This is a genomic window from Rhodoferax sp., assembly GCF_012927445.1.
Lineage (GTDB): Bacteria > Pseudomonadota > Gammaproteobacteria > Burkholderiales > Burkholderiaceae_C > Rhodoferax.
Window position 1 is genome coordinate 702,823 of record NZ_JABBPD010000004.1, and the last position, 18,559, is coordinate 721,381.

At 61.7% G+C, this 18,559-nt stretch carries 13 protein-coding genes; 12 read left to right on the plus strand and 1 reads right to left on the minus strand.

Going from position 1 to position 18,559, the window contains the following annotated elements; all coding sequences use genetic code 11:
- Positions 1-56: 56 nt before the first annotated feature.
- The 6 genes from miaB (at position 57) to mdoH (ending at position 8,738) form a co-directional block, all read left to right on the plus strand.
- Complete coding sequence (miaB, locus tag HHJ17_RS08945) at positions 57-1,415, plus strand: tRNA (N6-isopentenyl adenosine(37)-C2)-methylthiotransferase MiaB (protein ID WP_296501173.1); 1,359 nt, start codon at positions 57-59, stop codon at positions 1,413-1,415.
- A 55-nt stretch (positions 1,416-1,470) separates the two neighbouring features.
- Positions 1,471-2,892, plus strand: a complete 1,422-nt coding sequence (locus HHJ17_RS08950) for a HAMP domain-containing sensor histidine kinase (protein WP_296501204.1) — start codon at positions 1,471-1,473, stop codon at positions 2,890-2,892.
- The gene (locus HHJ17_RS08955) at positions 2,876-3,562 is read left to right on the plus strand and encodes a hypothetical protein (RefSeq protein ID WP_296501171.1); all 687 of its coding nucleotides are present in this window, start codon (positions 2,876-2,878) and stop codon (positions 3,560-3,562) included. Before HHJ17_RS08950 ends, HHJ17_RS08955 begins: the two co-directional genes overlap by 17 nt.
- Positions 3,559-4,983 carry a sigma 54-interacting transcriptional regulator gene (locus tag HHJ17_RS08960; RefSeq protein ID WP_296501170.1) on the plus strand — a complete coding sequence of 475 codons (1,425 nt, stop codon included), beginning with the start codon at positions 3,559-3,561 and terminating at the stop codon, positions 4,981-4,983. Before HHJ17_RS08955 ends, HHJ17_RS08960 begins: the two co-directional genes overlap by 4 nt.
- 210 nt (positions 4,984-5,193) lie before the next feature.
- Positions 5,194-6,768 carry a glucan biosynthesis protein G gene (locus HHJ17_RS08965; RefSeq protein ID WP_296501169.1) on the plus strand — a complete coding sequence of 525 codons (1,575 nt, stop codon included), beginning with the start codon at positions 5,194-5,196 and terminating at the stop codon, positions 6,766-6,768.
- Positions 6,744-8,738 carry a glucans biosynthesis glucosyltransferase MdoH gene (gene mdoH / locus HHJ17_RS08970; RefSeq protein ID WP_296501166.1) on the plus strand — a complete coding sequence of 665 codons (1,995 nt, stop codon included), beginning with the start codon at positions 6,744-6,746 and terminating at the stop codon, positions 8,736-8,738. The genes HHJ17_RS08965 and mdoH overlap by 25 nt, the downstream gene beginning before the upstream one ends.
- Positions 8,739-8,887: 149 nt before the next feature.
- On the opposite strand, the gene ffh is transcribed toward mdoH, so the two are convergent.
- Positions 8,888-10,252, minus strand: coding sequence for a signal recognition particle protein (ffh, locus tag HHJ17_RS08975; RefSeq protein WP_296501163.1), 1,365 nt, complete (start codon positions 10,250-10,252; stop codon positions 8,888-8,890).
- Between the two features lie 77 nt (positions 10,253-10,329).
- On the opposite strand from ffh, the gene ccsA reads away from it, so the two are divergent.
- The 6 genes from ccsA (at position 10,330) to HHJ17_RS09005 (ending at position 18,510) form a co-directional block, all read left to right on the plus strand.
- On the plus strand, positions 10,330-11,133 hold the full coding sequence (ccsA, locus tag HHJ17_RS08980; RefSeq protein WP_296501161.1) for a cytochrome c biogenesis protein CcsA: 804 nt from the start codon (positions 10,330-10,332) through the stop codon (positions 11,131-11,133).
- Positions 11,130-11,357 carry a PP0621 family protein gene (locus HHJ17_RS08985; RefSeq protein WP_296501159.1) on the plus strand — a complete coding sequence of 76 codons (228 nt, stop codon included), beginning with the start codon at positions 11,130-11,132 and terminating at the stop codon, positions 11,355-11,357. The genes ccsA and HHJ17_RS08985 overlap by 4 nt, the downstream gene beginning before the upstream one ends.
- Positions 11,358-13,100, plus strand: a complete 1,743-nt coding sequence (locus tag HHJ17_RS08990) for an ATP-binding protein (protein WP_296501157.1) — start codon at positions 11,358-11,360, stop codon at positions 13,098-13,100.
- Positions 13,091-14,569, plus strand: coding sequence for a sigma-54 dependent transcriptional regulator (locus HHJ17_RS08995; protein ID WP_296501155.1), 1,479 nt, complete (start codon positions 13,091-13,093; stop codon positions 14,567-14,569). The genes HHJ17_RS08990 and HHJ17_RS08995 overlap by 10 nt, the downstream gene beginning before the upstream one ends.
- Entirely contained in the window at positions 14,556-15,152 is a 597-nt protein-coding gene (gene ampD, locus HHJ17_RS09000; protein ID WP_296501152.1) for a 1,6-anhydro-N-acetylmuramyl-L-alanine amidase AmpD, read from the plus strand. The genes HHJ17_RS08995 and ampD overlap by 14 nt, the downstream gene beginning before the upstream one ends.
- A 433-nt stretch (positions 15,153-15,585) precedes the next feature.
- Positions 15,586-18,510, plus strand: coding sequence for a ribonucleoside-diphosphate reductase subunit alpha (locus tag HHJ17_RS09005; protein ID WP_296501150.1), 2,925 nt, complete (start codon positions 15,586-15,588; stop codon positions 18,508-18,510).
- Positions 18,511-18,559: the final 49 nt, after the last annotated feature.

The following is an 18,559-nucleotide window of genomic DNA, read 5'->3' on the forward strand; positions in this document are numbered from 1 at the left end:
CGTCTTATATGCGCAAGCAGCTACAAATACAGTAGCAATTAACCTGAATTCTCTCCATGTCCAAAAAAGTCTTTATCAAAACCTTCGGCTGCCAGATGAACGAGTACGACTCGGGCAAGATGGCCGATGTGCTGAATGCCGCACAGGGCTACGAGCCGACCGACAACGTGGAAGAAGCCGACCTGATTTTGTTCAACACCTGCTCGGTGCGGGAGAAAGCGCAGGAGAAAGTGTTTTCTGATCTGGGGCGCGTCAAGCACCTGAAAGAAAAAGGGGTGCTGATCGGTGTTGGCGGCTGTGTCGCCAGCCAGGAAGGCGCCGCCATCATTGCCCGCGCCCCGTATGTGGACGTGGTGTTTGGCCCGCAAACCCTGCACCGCCTGCCGCAATTGCTGGCACAGCGTGACCGGCAGAACCGCTCGCAAGTCGACATCAGCTTTCCCGAAATCGAAAAGTTTGACCACCTGCCGCCAGCGCGTGTCGAAGGCGCCACCGCTTTTGTCAGCATCATGGAAGGCTGCTCCAAATACTGCAGTTACTGCGTCGTGCCCTACACCCGGGGCGAAGAAGTGTCACGCCCGTTTGAGGATGTGCTGGTCGAGGTGGCCGGGCTGGCGGACCAGGGCGTGAAAGAAGTCACGCTGCTGGGCCAGAACGTGAACGCCTACCGCGCCCGCATGGTGAGCGACGCCGCATCGCCCTCCAGTGAAATGGCCGACTTTGCCACGCTGCTGGAGTACGTGGCCGACATTCCCGGCATTGAGCGCATCCGCTACATGACGAGCCACCCCAACGAGTTCACGCCAGCGCTGATTGCCGCTTACGAGAAAATTCCGAAGCTGGTGAGTCACCTGCATTTGCCGGTGCAACACGGCTCCGACCGCATTTTGATGGCGATGAAGCGCGGCTACACCGCAATGGAATACAAATCGACCGTGCGCAAACTGCGCGCCATCCGGCCCGACATGGCGATGAGCAGCGACTTCATCGTCGGCTTCCCCGGCGAGACCGAAGACGACTTCGGCAAGATGATGAAACTGATTGACGATGTTGGCTTTGACAATTCGTTCAGCTTTATCTTCAGCCCGCGCCCCGGCACGCCTGCGGCCAATCTGCATGACGACACGCCGCATGAGGTGAAGCTGCGCCGGCTGCAACATCTGCAGTCGGTCATCAACGACAGCATCAAGCGCATCTCGGAGAGTCGCCTGAACACGGTGCAGCGCATTTTGGTGGAAGGCCCGTCCAAGCGCGATGCCGCCGAGCTGATGGGCCGCACCGAGTGCAACCGGGTCGTCAATTTCGTCGGACCGACCGAGATGATCGGGCAGTTGGTGGACGTCAAGATTACCGAGACACGCTCTTACTCGTTGCGCGGCGACGTGCTCCCCCAACACATTGCCGAGCCGGCCTGAGGCGGCCACCTTGCTGGGAAACCGCCTGCTCTACGGCACCCGACACCCGTTGAGAATGCTGCAGCGATTTTCGTTTCGGCAGCTCCTGGTCATCGCTTTTCTGCTGATTGCCGCCTTGCTCGGCGCAGCCTCGCTGCGCGCCCTGTTCACACTGGAAGACCTGACTCTGCAAAGCCGCGACGGCGCGGCGCAAGCGCTGGAACTCAGCCGCTTGGCCCAGACCCTGAGCGAGCTCAGTGTCTCGATGGAGCGCGCCTCGCGCCAGTCGGTGGTGCTGGACGACCGCGTTCTGCGCAAGCGCTTTGCCGACGAGGCCCGTGACGCCAGCAACACCCTGGCCAGCATGACCGCCGAAGGCCTGGCCAGCGGCAGCAAGCGGGACTGGCTGGCGCACCTGCAAACCGTGGGCAATCTGCTGACCGGCCCGCCCGAGACCGCGCTGGACCGGGAACGCCAGCTGGCGCAGGAGTTTCGCGAACTGGCGGTCGTCAATTCGGCCATCGCGCTGCAGGTGCAGCAGACTATCCAGCAACGCAACAAATCACTGGAAACCAAGCTGGAAGACAGCCGCCGGCACCTGGCGCAACAAGTCACCTGGGCCATCGCGCTGGCGGTCGCCATGGCGCTGGCCTTCGGCATCTGGTTCACCCTGCCGCTGAGGCGGCTGGAGCGCGCCATCGTCGGCCTCGGCGAAAACCGGCTCGATCAGGTGATCGCCATCCGGGGCCCGGCTGACTTGGCGCTGGTGGGGCAGCGGCTGAACTGGCTGCGGCTGCGGCTGGTTGAGCTGGACGCCGACAAATCGCGCTTTTTGCGCCATATCTCCCACGAACTCAAAACCCCGCTGGCCTCAATGCGGGAAGGGGTCTCCCTGCTGGAAGATGGTGTGGCCGGCGAGCTGAACCATGAACAACTCGAAATTGCCCAAATCCTGAAGCACAACACCGGCGTCTTGCAGAGCCAGATTGAAGATTTGCTGCGGTTCAATACGGCCGCGTTTGAGGCCCGCCAGTTGCACCGAAAAACCACCAACTTGCTTGAATTGATGGAATCGCAGGTGGACGCGCAGCGTCTGCAATGGCGTGCGCGCGACTTGTCGGTCACCGTCACCGGCGAGCGGACGATGGTGGAGGTCGACCCCGAAAAAATCGGCACCGTGCTGGCCAACCTGTTGTCCAACGCCATCCGCTACTCGCCGCTCAACGGCCTGATCCGGCTCGAGTTGAGCACCCTGCCGGGCCTGGTCCGGATCGACATTCACGACCAGGGCGTTGGCGTGGCTCTGACAGATCGGGAGCGGATTTTTGAGCCGTTTTACCGTGGCGAACGCCAACCGACCGATATGGTCCGGGGCAGCGGCATTGGCTTGTCCATCGTTCACGAATATATTGCGGCACACGGCGGCCGCATCGAGCTGCTACCGGACCAACCCGGTGCCCACTTCAGAATTGAGATTCCCCATGTTTTTAAATCCTGAAACTTCTGCCTCCCATGCCCTGCGCCGGCTCCGGACCGGCTTGCTGGCGGCCCTCACGGCGACGGTGCTGGCGGCCTGCAGTACCACCACCGCGCCCGGCCCCGTCTGCCAGACCGAGGACGAGGCGCCAAGCACTGGCACGGAGCCGTCTGTGATGGCCAGCCCCCAGCCAACAACCAGTCCCCTGGTCGCGCCGGCCAGCCCGGCCACGCCGATCACGAACCAGGCCGTCGCCCGCATGCTGGCCTATGCCGAACGGGTGCATCTGATGTCGCCGACAGAATTGAGCCAGGAAGCGACCCGCTTGGACAACGGGGCCAGCCCCACCGAGCAGATGCAGCGCTCCCTGGTGTTGAGCCAGATGCTGCAACTGCCTGAACTGATCCGGGCGCAGGAACTGCTGGCCCGCGTGCTCGCCAACAACAGCATGGAGGCGCAGTCGCTGCATGCCCTGGCCCGCCTGCTGGCCGCGCGCTATGGCGAGTTCCGCCGCCTGGAAGATCAGCTGGAGAAACAAACGCAACAGACGCGCGAGGTGCAACGCAAGCTCGACCAGACCAATGAACGGCTGGAGGCGCTGAAGGCCATCGAGCGCAGCCTCACCAGCCACCCACCGGCCCCCAAGTCGTCACCCCCGGCCAAACGCAGCAACCCGTCCCCCGCCCCATGAGCGAATCCCGCCCCCCGATCAAACCAGCCGCGGCAGCGTCGCTCGCCCAAGGGCCCCATCTGCTGGTGGTTGACGACGACGCCGACATGCTGCGCCTGCTGACCATCCGGCTGACGGCGGCAGGCTACCGCGTCAGCGCCGTCACCTCCGCAGAAGCGGCCATGACCCAGTTGCACATTGAGCGGCCCCAGCTGGTGCTGAGCGACGTGCGCCTGCCGGGCCGCGACGGCCTGGCGCTGTTTGACGACATCCGCGCGCAACACCCGTCGTTGCCGGTGATTTTGCTGACCGCCCACGGCACGATTCCTGATGCGGTGGAGGCCACCGAGCGCGGCGTCTTCTCCTACCTGACCAAGCCGTTTGATGGCAAGAGTCTGCTCGACAAGATTGCCCAGGCCCTGTCACTGAGCGCCCCGGCCCATTCAGCCAAGCAGGGCAGCCCGGAGGCGTGGCAAGACCAGATCATCAGCCGCTCCAGCCGCATGGCGGAAGTGCTGGCGGAAGCGCGGATGGTGGCGCAATCCGACGCCAGCGTGCTGCTGCGCGGCGAAAGCGGCACCGGCAAGGAACTGCTGGCCCAGGCGATTCACCAGGCCGGGGCACGCGCCAGCAAACCGTTCATCGCGGTGAACTGCGGCGCCATTCCGGAAGCCCTGCTGGAGTCGGAATTATTTGGCCACGTCAAAGGCGCGTTCACCGACGCCGTCGCCAACCACGCCGGGCTGTTTCAGGCCGCGGACGGCGGCACCCTGCTGCTGGACGAGATTGGCGATATGCCACCGGCCCTGCAGGTCAAGCTGCTGCGCGTGCTGCAGGAACACATGGTGCGGCCGCTGGGCTCCAGCCAGTCCATTCCGGTGGATGTGCGCATCATCTCGGCCACCCACCGCGACCTGGACCAGGCCATGGCCGAAGGCCAGTTCCGGGCTGACCTGTACTACCGGCTCAACGTCGTCACCCTGACCTTGCCGCCGCTGTCCGAGCGGCGCGAAGACATCCCCCTGCTGGCCAATCATTTTTTGGTCAAGCTGGCCAGCAAGTACCACAAGCGCCTGAGCGGCTTCGCGCCCGAAGCCCTCAAAGCCTTGACCACCACCGCCTGGCCCGGCAATGTGCGCCAGTTGTACAACGTGGTGGAGCAGGTCTGCGCCCTGTCGACCTCGCCGCTGGTGCCGCTGGCGCTGGTGGAGCGCGCCCTGCGCTCGCCCAGCGTCGAGGTGCTGACGTTTGCCGAGGCCAAGCAGCGCTTCGAGCGCGACTATCTGGTCGGCCTGCTCAAGCTCACCGACGGCAATGTGGCCGATGCCGCGCGCCTGGCCGACCGCAACCGGACCGAGTTTTACCGCCTGATGCAAAAGCACGGCTTGACGCCCGGCCTCTTTAAAACAGACAGCACGGCACCGCCGACAGCGGCCGCCTGAAGCGGAGTCGCTCTCAGGCGACAGCCCTAAGTGCATGATTTAAAAGAGATTCTTCTTTCCAAGGCAAGATGCTGTCGCTCTCCGGCGACAAAAACACCGGTTTTTGCGGGTTTTTCGGCGATTTTCAAGGCTCCTGATTTAAAAACAGGTCCAAGCTGTTGATTTAAATAGGTTTTTTAAAGTTGGCATAGGGTTTGCACTAGTCAAACCATGCAAGCTTTAATTCGACCTTCTTTTCTCGCTCGCCGTCCTCTCTTTCAGGCCCCTCTGGCCGCCTTGACCGTCGCCGGTCTGCTGGTCTTGATGGCCGGTCAGGCACGTGCCCAGGCCTGGGGTCTCGACAACGTCGCCGGTCTGGCCCGCCAGCGCGCCCAGGCCGCCTACAAGCCGGCGTCACATGCCATCCCCGCTGAACTGGCCAACCTGGACTACGACGGTTACCGCGACATCCGCTTCAACCGGGACAACTCCTTGTGGCGGGCAGACAAGCTGGACTACGAGGCCAATTTTTTCCATGTCGGCAAAAACGGCGACTCGGTTCGCATCAACGAGATCACGCCGACCGGGGTCAAGCCGATTCCCTACAACCCGGCCAACTTCAACTTTGGCAAAAACAAACTCTCGCCGCAAAAGTGGGGCAACCTGGGCTACGGCGGCTTCCGGGCCTTCAACACCCTGAACTCGGCCAGCTACAAGGACGAACTGGTCGCTTTTTTAGGCGCCAGCTACTTCCGGGCGCTCGGTACGGGCCAACGCTACGGCCTGTCGGCACGGGGCCTGGCGGTCGATACCGCCGGTGGCACCAATGAAGAATTCCCCGGTTTTACCGAGTTCTGGCTTGAAAAGCCGATCGCCGGCGCCAAGCAGCTTACCGTCTACGCGCTGATGGACTCGCCGCGCATGACCGGGGCCTATCGCTTCGACATCAAGCCGGGCGAGCAGACCGTGACCGAAGTGCACGCCCGCATCTTCATGCGTCCGACCGACAAGCCGGTGGCCACACTGGGCCTGGCGCCGCTGACCAGCATGTTTTTCTTTGGCGAGAACCAGCCCCGCCCCGGCGATTTTCGGCCGGAAGTGCACGACTCTGACGGATTGATGATCGCCACCGGCGAAGGCGAATGGCTGTGGCGGCCGCTGCAAAACACCGCCGCCCCGGTGGCGACCTCGTTCAGCATGAAGAGCCTGAAGGGCTTTGGCCTGATGCAGCGCGACCGCGACTTCAAAAGCTACGAAGACACCGAAGCCCGCTATGAACTCCGGCCCAGTGCCTGGGTCACGCCGCTGGGTGACTGGGGCGCCGGCCGGGTCGAATTGCTGCAATTTACAACGCCCGACGAAACCCACGACAACGTGGCGGTCTACTGGGTGCCGGCCAAAATGCCGCCGCCCGGTCAATCGATGGACTTTGCCTACCAGATTGCCTGGCAGGGCAAAAACCAGCAGTTGCCGCCCAACGGTTGGGTGACGCAATCGCGCCGCGGCACGGGCTACACCAAGCTCGGCACCGAGGCCTTGGGACAGCAAACCCAGTTTGTGATTGATTTTGCCGGCCCGGCGCTGGACGCCTTGCCCGAAGACGCGCCGGTGCAGGCCATCGCCACCGCCAATGCCAATGGCCGCATCACGGAAAGCCTGGCCTACAAGAACCCCGCGACCGGCGCCTGGCGCATGACATTGCGCGTGCAACGAATCAATCCGGCGCTACCCGTGGAGCTGCGCGCCTTCCTCCAACATAACAACCAAACACTGAGCGAAACATGGACCAACCTGATCACACCCTGAAAGGACGCAGTACTTTGCGCGAAGAACGTCACCCCAATGCGGTCACGGCACCGCCGATTAACCGCGGCTCGATGGCCCCCCGGCCCTGGCGCGGTTTCTGGAACAGCCTCGCCACCGCCGCCCTGTTGCCGGTTCTCAAGTTGACCGGTCGGGCGCAAGCCCCCGTGGCGCCCAGCCCGCAGAGGTCGGAAAAGCCGGAGCCGTGGCAACTGGCCGCCAAACGTCGCCGCACCGTGTTTATGCTGCTGACCCTGGTCAGTACGGTGCTGGCCACCCGGCTCTTTGCCGACATGCAGCCCGACTACGACAACGCTTTGCTGCAGTACGGCCAGACCGCGCTGTTTGCCTTGCTGTCGGCTTGGGTCGTGACCGGTTTCATGACCGCTATGATGGGTTTTTATGTGATGCTGCGCGGCGATGCCCACAGCCTGTCAGCCAAAAAAGTTCAGCACCACACGCTGGATGCGGCGACGCGCACCGCCATCATCATGCCGATCTGCAATGAAGATGTGCGCACGGTCTTTGCCGGCCTGCGCGCCACCTGTGAATCGGTGGCACTGACCAGTCATGTGCGGGCCTTTGATGTGTTTGTGCTGTCGGACAGCAACAACCCGGCCATCATCAAAGCCGAGCGCGCCGCCTGGGAAGACTTGCGCGCCCAGCTCGCCAGCCAGCCCGAGCAGCAACAAGTCGAGGTCTACTACCGTCTGCGCAAACGCCGCACCGACCGCAAAGCGGGCAATGTGGCTGATTTTTGCCGCCGCTGGGGCAAAGATTACAACTACATGGTGGTGCTCGACGCCGACAGCGTGATGAGCGGCGACTGCTTGGTCTCCATGGTCAAGCTGATGGAAGCCAACCCCACCGCCGGCATCATCCAGACCGCCACCCAGGCCATCGGCCACGTCACCCTGCACGCCCGGGCGCAGCAATTTGCCTCCCGCGTGACGGGTCGCCTGTTCACGCTGGGCATGCAGTTCTGGCAAATGGGCGAGTCGCACTACTGGGGCCACAACGCCATCATTCGTGTCGCACCCTTCATGGAACATTGCGCGCTGGCGCGCATTGCCGGTACCGGCGGCATGTCGGGCAGCATCATGTCGCATGACTTTGTCGAAGCCGCCTTGATGCGCCGCGCCGGTTACCACGTCTGGCTGGTGGCCGATCTGGTGGGCAGCTACGAGCAGCAACCGCCGGACCTGCTGGCCGAACTGCAACGCGACCGCCGCTGGTGCCAGGGCAACCTGCAAAACTCGCGCCTGATCGCCGAACCCGGCATTCACCCGGTGCATCGCTCCATGTTTGCCACCGGTGCCATGGCCTATTTGTCGGCGCCGGTGTGGCTGAGCTTCCTGACACTGGGCACGGCCCTGTGGCTGTCGGGCACGCCGATGATTGCCGACTGGATGCTGTTGCCCGGCGAACTGGTGTCGCTCTGGTCCTGGACGCTGTGCATGCTGTTTTTGCCGCGCATTCTGGGCATCGCCGCCGTGCTGATCAACCGCCAGCAACAGTCGTTTGGCGGCACCGCCAGCCTGCTGCGCAGCGCCGTACTGGAAACCCTGATTGCCCTGCTGCAAGCGCCTATTCGCATGGTGGCGCACTCGCTGTTTGTTGTGGTGGCGCTGACCGGTCTGAAGCTGGAATGGAAATCACCTCCGCGCGAAGCAGCGGCCGTGCCGTGGCGCCATGCACTGACACAGCTCGCGCCCATGAGCCTGGTGATCGTGGCGCTGGCCGCTGGCATCGCCATGATTGATGCCAGCGCCCTGATCTGGTTGCTGCCGGTTGGGCTGCCGCTGCTGCTGGCCATCCCGATGACGGTGATCACCAGCCGCGTCGGCCTGGGTACCGCCATGCGGGCGCAAAACTACCTGCTGATTCCGGAAGAGACCAAGTCACCGGCCGTGTTGCGCCGGGCCTGGCTGCACGCCAGCCAGCTGGCCAAGCCCCGACTGATCGCGGCCTGAGCACCGGGCAAACCAAATAGCGGCGTCAAGCCGCTATTTTTTTAATAGCTGCTTGCGCAGGATTTACGGGGGCTAGAGGCCGAAATGACCTAATAAAACCGGGACAGAACCGGCGCGCGGCGCGGCGCGGCGGTCTGTCCCACCCGGTTTCAGAACGGCATCTTGGGCATGCCCTTCATGCCGCCCATGCGCTTCATCATTTTCATCATGCCGCTGCCCTTCATCTTTTTCATCATGTCCTGCATCTGCTCAAATTCCTTGAGCATGCGGTTCACTTCCTGAACCTGCACCCCGGCGCCAGCGGCAATGCGGCGCTTGCGGGTGGCCTTGATCAGCTCCGGTTTGCGGCGCTCCAGCGGCGTCATGCTGTGGATGATGCCTTGCTTGCGCTGGATGTCTTTTTCCGCCCGGTTCATGTCGACCTGGCCGGCCTTGGCCGCCATCGCCGCCGGCAGTTTGTCCATCAAACTGGCCAGGCCGCCCATTTGTTTCATTTGCTGAATCTGGGCCAGAAAGTCATTCAAATCGAAACCGGCGCCGCTCTTGATCTTGGCCGCCAGCTTTTGCGCAGCGGCAATATCGACGCCCGAGGTGACCTGCTCCACCAGCGCCAGAATGTCGCCCATGCCCAGGATACGCCCGGCATGACGCTCGGCATCAAACACTTCCAGGCCGTCCAGTTTTTCGCTGGTGCCGGCAAACTTGATCGGGGCTCCGGTAACCTGGCGCACCGACAGGGCCGCACCGCCACGTGAATCGCCATCGGTCTTGGTCAGGATGATGCCGGTAAGCGGCAACGCTTCCTTGAACGCGCGGGCGGTGTTGATGGCGTCCTGGCCCTGCATGGCATCGACCACAAACAGCGTTTCGACCGGGTTCAGCACCGCGTGCAAGTCCTTGATTTCGCGCATCAGCGCTTCGTCAATCGCCAGCCGGCCGGCGGTATCGACCAGCAGCACGTCAAAGTAATGCTTGCGGGCGTAATCCAAAGCGGCCAGCGCAATGTCGACCGGCTTTTGGTCCGGCGTGCTGGGGAACCACTCGGCGCCGGCTTGGGCCGTCACCGTTTTCAACTGTTCAATAGCGGCCGGGCGGTACACGTCGCCCGACACCGTCAGCACTTTCTTGTTGCGCTTTTCGATCAAATGCTTGGCCAGCTTGGCGGTGGTGGTGGTTTTACCAGCCCCCTGCAGACCGGCCATAAGGATCACGGCCGGCGGTTGCGCGGCCAGATTGATGTCGCTGACGCCCTCGCCCATGGTGAGCGCCAGCTCTTTGTTGACAATGCCAACCAGCGCCTGACCGGGCGACAGCGAGCCCAGCACGTCCTGGCCCAGCGCCTTTTCTTTGACGCGGGCAATAAAGTCACGCACCACGGGCAGCGCAACGTCGGCCTCCAGCAGGGCCATGCGCACTTCACGCAGCATGTCGGCCACGTTGGCTTCAGTGATACGGGCCTGGCCGCGGATTTCCTTGACGAGGCGGGAGAGTTTGTCGGTAAGGGCGGAGGCCATAGAGGGTATTCCGGTGAACGGAACCAAGGTTGGGTGCCAACAGGCACTGGCAATGTGCAAAACGCTAAACTGTGCCCATGATTTTAGCCAGTGCTTCCCCCTTCAGTTTGACTTTGGCACTTGGTGCGGCCGTGGCCTATGGGGTGTCCGCCATCGGCGCCTCGCGGCTGGGCGCACAGGCCACCCGCAGCGCCGTGTGGCTGGCCTGGCTGCTGCACGGTATTTTATTGGCGTGGAGCCTGTTTGGCAGCCAGCCCCGCTTCGGCTTTGCGCCCGCCTTATCTGTCACGGCCTGGCTGGTCGCCGTCGTCTACGCGATTGAAAGCCAGGTCTTCCCGCTGCTGCAGACGCGCTGGACCCTGTCGGCCCTGGGCGCCATCGCCGTCATCCTGGCGGTGCTGTTTCCGGGTAACCCGCTGCATGCCAATGCCTCGCCCTGGCTGCCATTGCACTGGGCACTGGGCATTGCGTCCTACGGGCTGTTTGGCGTGGCAGTGGTGCACGCCTGGTTCATGATGCGGGCGGAAGAACGCATCCGCCTGGCCACCGATCCGCACAGCGGCATGCCGCTGTTGACGATGGAGCGGCTGACCTTCCGCTTTGTCGGCGCCGGCTTCATTCTGTTGTCGGCCACCCTGCTGGTGGGCTTTTTGTTTGAGCAGCAGCTCTATGGCTCAGCACAGCCCCTGAAATGGGACCATAAAACCATCTTTTCGGTCCTGTCCTGGCTGGCGTTTGCCATCCTGCTGGTGGGTCGTGCCCGGTTTGGCTGGCGCGGCCGACGGGCGGTGCGCATCTTGTACATCGGCTCCGGGCTGTTGCTGCTGGCCTACGTCGGCTCGCGCTTCGTCATGGAGATCATTCTCGGACGGTCGGTATGAAGTTCCTGCTTGTGCTGCTGGTGGTGTTGGTGGGTGCCTGGCTCTGGCGGAGCAACCGGCAGTCAGACCCCAAACTGAAGCAACAAACACCCAAGGCAGCGCCAAAGCCGCTGGACATGGTTCGCTGCGCACTCTGTTCGGTCCATGTGCCTTCCGTGGAGGCGATTCAGGGTAAAAAAGGGGTGTACTGCTGCGCAGATCACCGCCAGCGCGCGGAGCCCTGAATGAGTCGGCAGCCAGAGACGCACTCTTGGTTCGGCCCTTCCTTGCTGGAACCGGGCATCGAACCGGTCGACAACCCCCAGGAATTTGAGCGCTTGTGGCGCGGCTTCATGACGGCACGCGTGACGCTGGGGCTGGTGCTGCTGTTGCTCCAGAGCACCATCTACGCCCTCGGCACAAGCAAGGACACCACCTTAATCCTGATTTGCACCGGCTACTTTGCCGCCACTCTGACGATGCGCCTGATGGCCAGGCCGCGCCCGCTGGGCAAGACATTGGACGCCCAATGGGTCGCCACCATCGGTGTGGATATTCTGGCCTTCGCCGCCCTGCAAGCGGCCCAAGGCAACAGCATCAATTACGCGCCCCTGTTCGTCCTCCCCATTTTGATGGCGTCCGTGCTGGGGTCCCTGCTGCTGGCCATGGGGGCGGCGGCGAGTGTGACCTTGCTGCTGTTTGCCCACGCCATGTGGCTGTCCCTTCAAGTCCCCGCCGACACCGCCGCCCATTTTTTGCAGGCAGCCCTGACGGGCGCTGGCTGCTTCGTCATTTCATTTCTGGCCAACCAGATCGCCACCCGACTGGCCAACGTCGAGCTGCGCGCTCAACGCAGCCAGTTGGCGGCGCGGGTGCAACGGCAGGTCAACGAACTGGTGATTGAGTCGTTGACGGACGGGATTCTGGTGGTTGACCAGCGCAGCATGGTGCGGGCCGCCAATCCGGCAGCCCGCACCATGCTGGGCGGCGAACGCGCCCTGAGTGGCACTTCGTTTGAACTCGTTTCCCTGCCCGGCTGGCGGGGACTGGTGGATCTGATGAATCTGAGTTTTTCCGAGCAGGCTGCCCAACAAGCGGATGTCACCATTCACCATGCCGGCCAGGGTCCCCGACGCGTGCAGGTCCGCACCCAACTGACGGCCACGCAGGATGGCAGCCACGAAAGCCTGTGCGTCATGTTTCTACAAGACCAGCGCGAGATGGAAGCCCGCGTGCGCACCGAAAAACTGGCCAGCATGGGCCGGATGTCCGCCGCCGTCGCCCACGAAATTCGCAATCCCCTGGCCGCCATCGCGCAAGCCAATGCCCTGCTCGACGAAGACCTCTCCGACCCGCGGCACAAGCAACTCACCCAGATGGTGCAGCAAAATGCCAAACGACTGGAAAAAATTGTGGAAGAAATCCTCAATATCTTCCGGGTGCAGCACCGTGAAAACGGTATCGCCGCCAGTGCGCTGGCCGTGAATGAGGCGGTCGCCCGAATTTGCCGGGACTGGCAAGGCCAGACGACCAGTGAACACAGGTTGCGCGTCGACCTGTCGCCCCGCCCTGTCGAAGTCAGGTTTGACGCAGAGCACCTTCGCCGGATTCTGGTGAACCTGCTTGACAATGCCAGTCGCTACGCCACCCACCAGCGGGACGCCATCCTGGTGTCTGCCGGCACGTCGCCCACCGGACAAAGCGCGTTAAGCGTCTGGAGCGACGGTCCGCCGATGGATCAATCGGTCCAGCGCCATTTGTTTGAACCCTTCTTCTCTTCGGAGAGCCGCTCCAGCGGCTTGGGTCTCTACATTTGCCGCGAGCTTTGTGAGGGACACGGCGCCTCGATTGCCTATTACCGAACACCGCGCAACGTCTGCGGGAAGGTCGTCGAAGGAAATGAATTTCTTGTGACCTTTCGGCCCCAGCGGTCAACCACCCGCAATAGCACAGCCAGCGACAACACACCGGTAACACCATGGCCTTAAACACACAGCTGAGCACCGCCCAGATCCTGGTGGTTGATGACGAGCCCGATTTAAGGACGTTGTACGAGCTGACGCTTTTACGTGCCGGCTACCGGGTGGAGACGGCCGAAAGCGTGGCCCAGGGCCTGCAGCTGCTGGCCGAACGTCGTTTTGATGTTGTCATCACGGACATGCGCCTGCCCGATGGTCTGGGCATGGAGCTGATCCGGCACATCAAGGCGCAGCAACGCGGGGAACGCTGTGTCGTCATCACGGCCTACGGCTCGGCCGAAAATGCGGTCGAGTCACTCAAGGCCGGTGCTTTTGACTATTTGACCAAGCCGGTTGACCTCAAGCAGTTTCGCGCGGTCATTGCCTCTGCCGTGCTGGACCCGATCCCGCCGGCCAGCAAGGCCGACCGGGCTCTATCACTGAAACATGACAGGAGCGACAACGCGCCCGCCCTCTTCAATGGCGAGGCCGCGCTGCTGCGACTGGTGGGGGAATCCGCCAGCATGCGAGGGGTCAAGGAACGGATCGTCAAAGTGGCGCGCAGCATGGCCCCCGTGCTGGTGACCGGCGAGTCGGGCACCGGCAAGGAGCTGGTGGCGAGCGCCATCCATGCCAACAGTCACCGCGCCGCGGGCGCGTGGGTCGCCGTCAACTGCAGTGCCATTCCCGAGAGCCTGCTGGAAGCCGAGTTCTTTGGGTCAAAAAAAGGCGCTTACACCGGTTCCACCCAAGACCGTGATGGCTTCTTTCAGGCGGCCAGTGGTGGCACTTTGTTTCTGGACGAGATTGGCGATTTGCCCCTGGCCATGCAATCCAAACTGCTGCGGGCCATTCAGGAGCGCCGCATCCGCCCGATTGGATCGCCCCAGGAGGAGCTGGTCGATGTTCGCATCCTCAGCGCGACCCACAAAAATCTCGCCGAAGAAGTGAAAGCAGGTCGCTTTCGGCAGGATCTGTATTACCGATTGAATGTGATTGAAGTCGTGATCCCGCCCTTGCGGGAACGCCGCGAAGACTTAGCCGAACTGTGCAAGGCCTTGCTCGGCCGGATTGCCAATGAATCAGGCATCCCGGAGCCCACGCTATCGGCTGCCGTGCTTGATCAACTCGCCGCCGACCCGTTGCTGGGCAACGTCCGCGAGCTGGAGAACCTGCTGCATCGCGCCATCGCCTTGAGCGATGAAGATGACCTTCAGATTGAACCCTCCGTGCGGCAACCACTTCTCCCGGCGTCATTTGCACCCCAGAGCGGCCCAGCGCCGCTGGACGACGACCAGATCAGCATCCCCAGCGATTTGCAAAGTCATTTGGACCGCCAGGAGCGTGAAATACTGATCCAGGCCCTGCGTGAAACCGGCTTCAATCGCACGGCCGCAGCGGCCCGACTGGGGTTGAGTCTGCGCCAAATGCGGTACCGCATCGCCAGGCTCAACATTGACACCCCGAACAACAGCGAATCGTCTGATGACCTCGCCTGAACCTTTGCACCCTACGCCGCTCTGGCTGGATGGCTGGTACCAATTTTCGGGGCGGCTGGTCTCCCCCAATTTTGGGCCCCGCCCCAGGGGGACCCATGTTGATCTCATCGTGCTGCATTGCATCAGCCTTCCCCCGGGCCAGTACGGCGGTGACGAGGTACAGCGCCTCTTTACCAACCAGCTCGACTGGCGCCAGCACCCCTACTTTGAAAGCATCGAGGGCATGAAGGTGTCGGCCCACTTTTACATCCGCCGCAATGGTGACCTGCAACAGTTCGTCAGCGCCAACGACCGCGCCTGGCACGCGGGCGCCTCCAGTTACCGCCAACGGAGCAACTGCAACGACAACTCCATCGGCATAGAACTCGAAGGGGTTGCAGGAGACCGCTTTGAGGACAGCCAGTATGAAACACTGGCGGGTTTGTGTGCGGCCATCCTGCAACGCTACCCGATCACACAGATTGCCGGCCATGAACACATCGCACCGGGACGGAAAACCGACCCCGGAAATGGCTTCAACTGGCGACTGTTACAACGTTCGCTGGGCTTGGCATCGCCCTACTTCCCGGATGGCCTTTTGTAAAAAAATGTTTTCTGAATTTATTTAATCGCATCGCGTCCCCCCTGACGCGAACGACGCTGCCAGCGGTTCAAAAAAGCCAAACAGAGGCTGCATGCGGCACGGAAGCGCAAAAGCCTTCGCAAGGCTTGGATTGACTGGCCTCAACCCATAATTCTCCGACTTGGCAAGGGGATCCGAAGGATCCGGTGGCACGCACCGGGGCGTCCCCCCTAGAAATTCACCGCCGCGCCAGCCACTGGATTTACGTGAACCCGTGAATTTTTCCAGACACATCAAGATACACTACCGGTAGTGCTTGAAATCAAGCAAGACCCCATATATAGTGTGTCCTGCAGACAACGACAGACCATCCACACGCGGATCCGGTGCTGCGCCCAGAGACACGAAACCACCCAAAACACAGCTACAGACGAGGATATCTATGCAGACAGCTTTGAATACACTTCCCGACCTCCAGACCGGGGCTCCTGGACAGCACGGCACCGATGGCGAAAGCAATGCGGCGGCGAATTCGCTGAGCCATTACCAAATCCTTCGCCGCAACGGCTCGGTGGTGCCTTTTGAGCCCAACAAAATCGCCGTCGCCATGATGAAGGCGTTCTTGGCGGTGCATGGGACGCAAGGTGCGGCCTCGGCCAGCGTTCGTGAAACGGTGGATGGTTTAACGCAGGCCGTGATTCGCGCCCTGATGCGCTCGCGTCCCGGCGGCGGCACGTTTCACATTGAGGATGTCCAGGACCAGGTGGAACTGGGTCTGATGCGCAGTGGTCATCACGAAGTGGCCCGCGCCTATGTGTTGTACCGGGAAAAGCGCAACCAGGAACGCGCCAAAAAGGTGGTCGAAGAGACACCGCAAGCCCCCGTGCTGCACGCCCTGGACAATGGCAAGCGCATCGTGCTGGATCTGAACCGCCTGAAAGGCCTGATTGAGTCCGCCTGCGCCGGCTTGGGCGCCGACGTCAAGCCGGAGCCGATCATGGCGGAGACCATGCGCAATCTGTACGACGGCGTCCCGATGGACGAGGTGTACAAGGCCTCGGTGCTGGCCGCGCGCACGCTGATCGAGAAGGATCCCGATTACACCTATGCCACAGCACGGCTGCTGTTTCACACCATGGCCAAGGAAGCCTTGGGCCGGGATGTGGTGCAGGCCGACATGGCGCAAGCCTATGTCGATTACTTTCCGCAATTTATCCAGCAAGGGGTCGACAACGAACTGCTTGACGCCAAACTGCTTGAGTTCGACCTGCAACGGCTGGGCGCTGCGCTCAAGGCGGACCGGGATCTGAAGTTTGATTACCTTGGTTTGCAAACCCTGTATGACCGTTACTTTCTGCACATCGGCAAAACCCGCATTGAGTTGCCCCAGGCGTTCTTCATGCGCGTGGCCATGGGCCTGTCACTCAACGAGTCAGACCGCGAGGCGCGTGCCATTGAGTTCTACGAGACTCTCTCCTCCTTTGACTTCATGTCCAGCACACCAACGCTGTTCAACAGCGGCACCCTGCGCTCGCAACTCTCCAGCTGCTATCTCACGACCGTGCCAGACAATCTGGAAGGCATTTACGACTCCATCAAGGAAAACGCACTGCTGTCCAAGTTTGCAGGCGGCCTGGGCAACGACTGGACGCGTGTGCGCGCCTTGGGCGCCCACATCAAGGGCACCAATGGCGAGTCGCAAGGGGTCGTTCCGTTTTTGAAAGTGGTGAATGACACTGCCGTGGCAGTCAATCAGGGCGGCAAGCGCAAGGGCGCGGTTTGTACTTACCTGGAAACCTGGCACCTTGACATCGAGGAGTTCCTGGAGCTGCGCAAAAACACCGGCGACGATCGCCGTCGCACCCACGACATGAACACGGCCAACTGGATTCCTGACCTGTTCATGCGTCGCGTGATGGAAAAAGGCCAGTGGACCCTGTTCTCACCCAATGACGTGCCCGATCTGCACGACAAGTTTGGGATGGCATTCGAGAAAGCCTATGTGGCTTACGAAGAAAAAGCAGCGGCCGGAGAACTCAAACCCGCCCGCACTTTGCAGGCGGCTGACTTGTGGCGAAAAATGCTCACCATGCTGTTTGAAACCGGCCACCCCTGGATCACATTCAAGGACGCCTGCAACATCCGTTCTCCGCAACAACATTGCGGCGTGGTGCACTCCAGCAACCTGTGCACGGAGATCACACTCAATACCAGCGACACCGAAACCGCAGTGTGCAACCTCGGTTCGGTCAACTTGCTGCAGCATTTGAAGGACAGCCCAGCCGGTGGCACCAAAGTGCTCGATCACGCCAAACTGCAAAAGACCATCACCACCGCGATGCGCATGCTCGACAACGTGATCGACATCAACTATTACGCCGTGCAAAAGGCACGTGACTCCAACATGCGCCACCGTCCAGTGGGCCTTGGGATGATGGCGTTCCAGGACAGCTTGTATGAGATGCGCACCCCTTACGCCAGCGATGCAGCGGTGGAGTTTGCAGACCAATCAATGGAGGCCATCTGCTACTACGCGTACTGGGCCTCCACCGAACTGGCACGTGAACGGGGTCAGTACTCCAGCTACAAAGGCTCGCTCTGGGACAAGGGCATCTTGCCCATCGACACCCTGGACATGCTGGCACGCGAGCGCGGTGGTTATGTCGAGGTGGATCGCTCTTCCACCCTGGATTGGGACGCCCTGCGCCAGAAGATTGCAAAGGACGGCATGCGCAACTCCAACTGCACCGCCATTGCGCCCACGGCCACCATCTCCAACATCATCGGTGTGGACGCCTCCATTGAACCCTGTTTTGGCAATCTGTCCGTCAAGTCCAACTTGTCGGGCGAATTCACCATCATCAACAGCTACCTGGTGCAGGACCTCAAGCGCCTCGGGCTTTGGGACGATGTCATGGTCATGGACCTCAAACACTTTGATGGCTCCCTGAATCCGATTGATCGGGTTCCGGCTGAGATCAAGGCGATGTACGCCACCGCCTTCGAAGTGGAAACGCGCTGGTTGGTGGAGGCTGCATCGCGCCGCCAGAAGTGGATTGACCAAGCGCAATCACTCAATATTTACATGGCAGGCGCCTCTGGCAAAAAGCTGGATGACACCTACAAACTCGCCTGGATTCGTGGACTGAAAACGACCTACTATCTGCGCACCATGTCGGCGACCCATGTGGAGAAATCAACCGTGACCGCCGGTCGAATGAATGCAGTGTCTTCCAGCAGTGAAACACACAGCGGCAATGTCGGCATGAGCGCCCTGGACGCGGCGGCCGCCGCTGCAAAAATGCAGATGGCATCCGGCCCGGCAACGGACATCAAGTTTTGTGGTGTTGATGATCCAACCTGCGAGTCTTGCCAATAAGGTCGTACCGACTTTCATCTTGAATGCGATGTTGCGGAACAACACTCGC

Bases quoted from the DNA above. Each gene is read 5' to 3' on its own strand.
- ffh (WP_296501163.1), bottom strand. From the start codon at position 10,252: ATGGCCTCCGCCCTTACCGACAAACTCTCCCGCCTCGTCAAGGAAATC.
- mdoH (WP_296501166.1), top strand. From the start codon at position 6,744: ATGGACCAACCTGATCACACCCTGAAAGGACGCAGTACTTTGCGCGAA.
- HHJ17_RS08950 (WP_296501204.1), top strand. From the start codon at position 1,471: ATGCTGCAGCGATTTTCGTTTCGGCAGCTCCTGGTCATCGCTTTTCTG.
- HHJ17_RS08995 (WP_296501155.1), top strand. From the start codon at position 13,091: ATGGCCTTAAACACACAGCTGAGCACCGCCCAGATCCTGGTGGTTGAT.
- HHJ17_RS08955 (WP_296501171.1), top strand. From the start codon at position 2,876: ATGTTTTTAAATCCTGAAACTTCTGCCTCCCATGCCCTGCGCCGGCTC.
- HHJ17_RS08960 (WP_296501170.1), top strand. From the start codon at position 3,559: ATGAGCGAATCCCGCCCCCCGATCAAACCAGCCGCGGCAGCGTCGCTC.
- HHJ17_RS08965 (WP_296501169.1), top strand. From the start codon at position 5,194: ATGCAAGCTTTAATTCGACCTTCTTTTCTCGCTCGCCGTCCTCTCTTT.
- ccsA (WP_296501161.1), top strand. From the start codon at position 10,330: ATGATTTTAGCCAGTGCTTCCCCCTTCAGTTTGACTTTGGCACTTGGT.
- miaB (WP_296501173.1), top strand. From the start codon at position 57: ATGTCCAAAAAAGTCTTTATCAAAACCTTCGGCTGCCAGATGAACGAG.
- ampD (WP_296501152.1), top strand. From the start codon at position 14,556: ATGACCTCGCCTGAACCTTTGCACCCTACGCCGCTCTGGCTGGATGGC.
- HHJ17_RS08985 (WP_296501159.1), top strand. From the start codon at position 11,130: ATGAAGTTCCTGCTTGTGCTGCTGGTGGTGTTGGTGGGTGCCTGGCTC.
- HHJ17_RS08990 (WP_296501157.1), top strand. From the start codon at position 11,358: ATGAGTCGGCAGCCAGAGACGCACTCTTGGTTCGGCCCTTCCTTGCTG.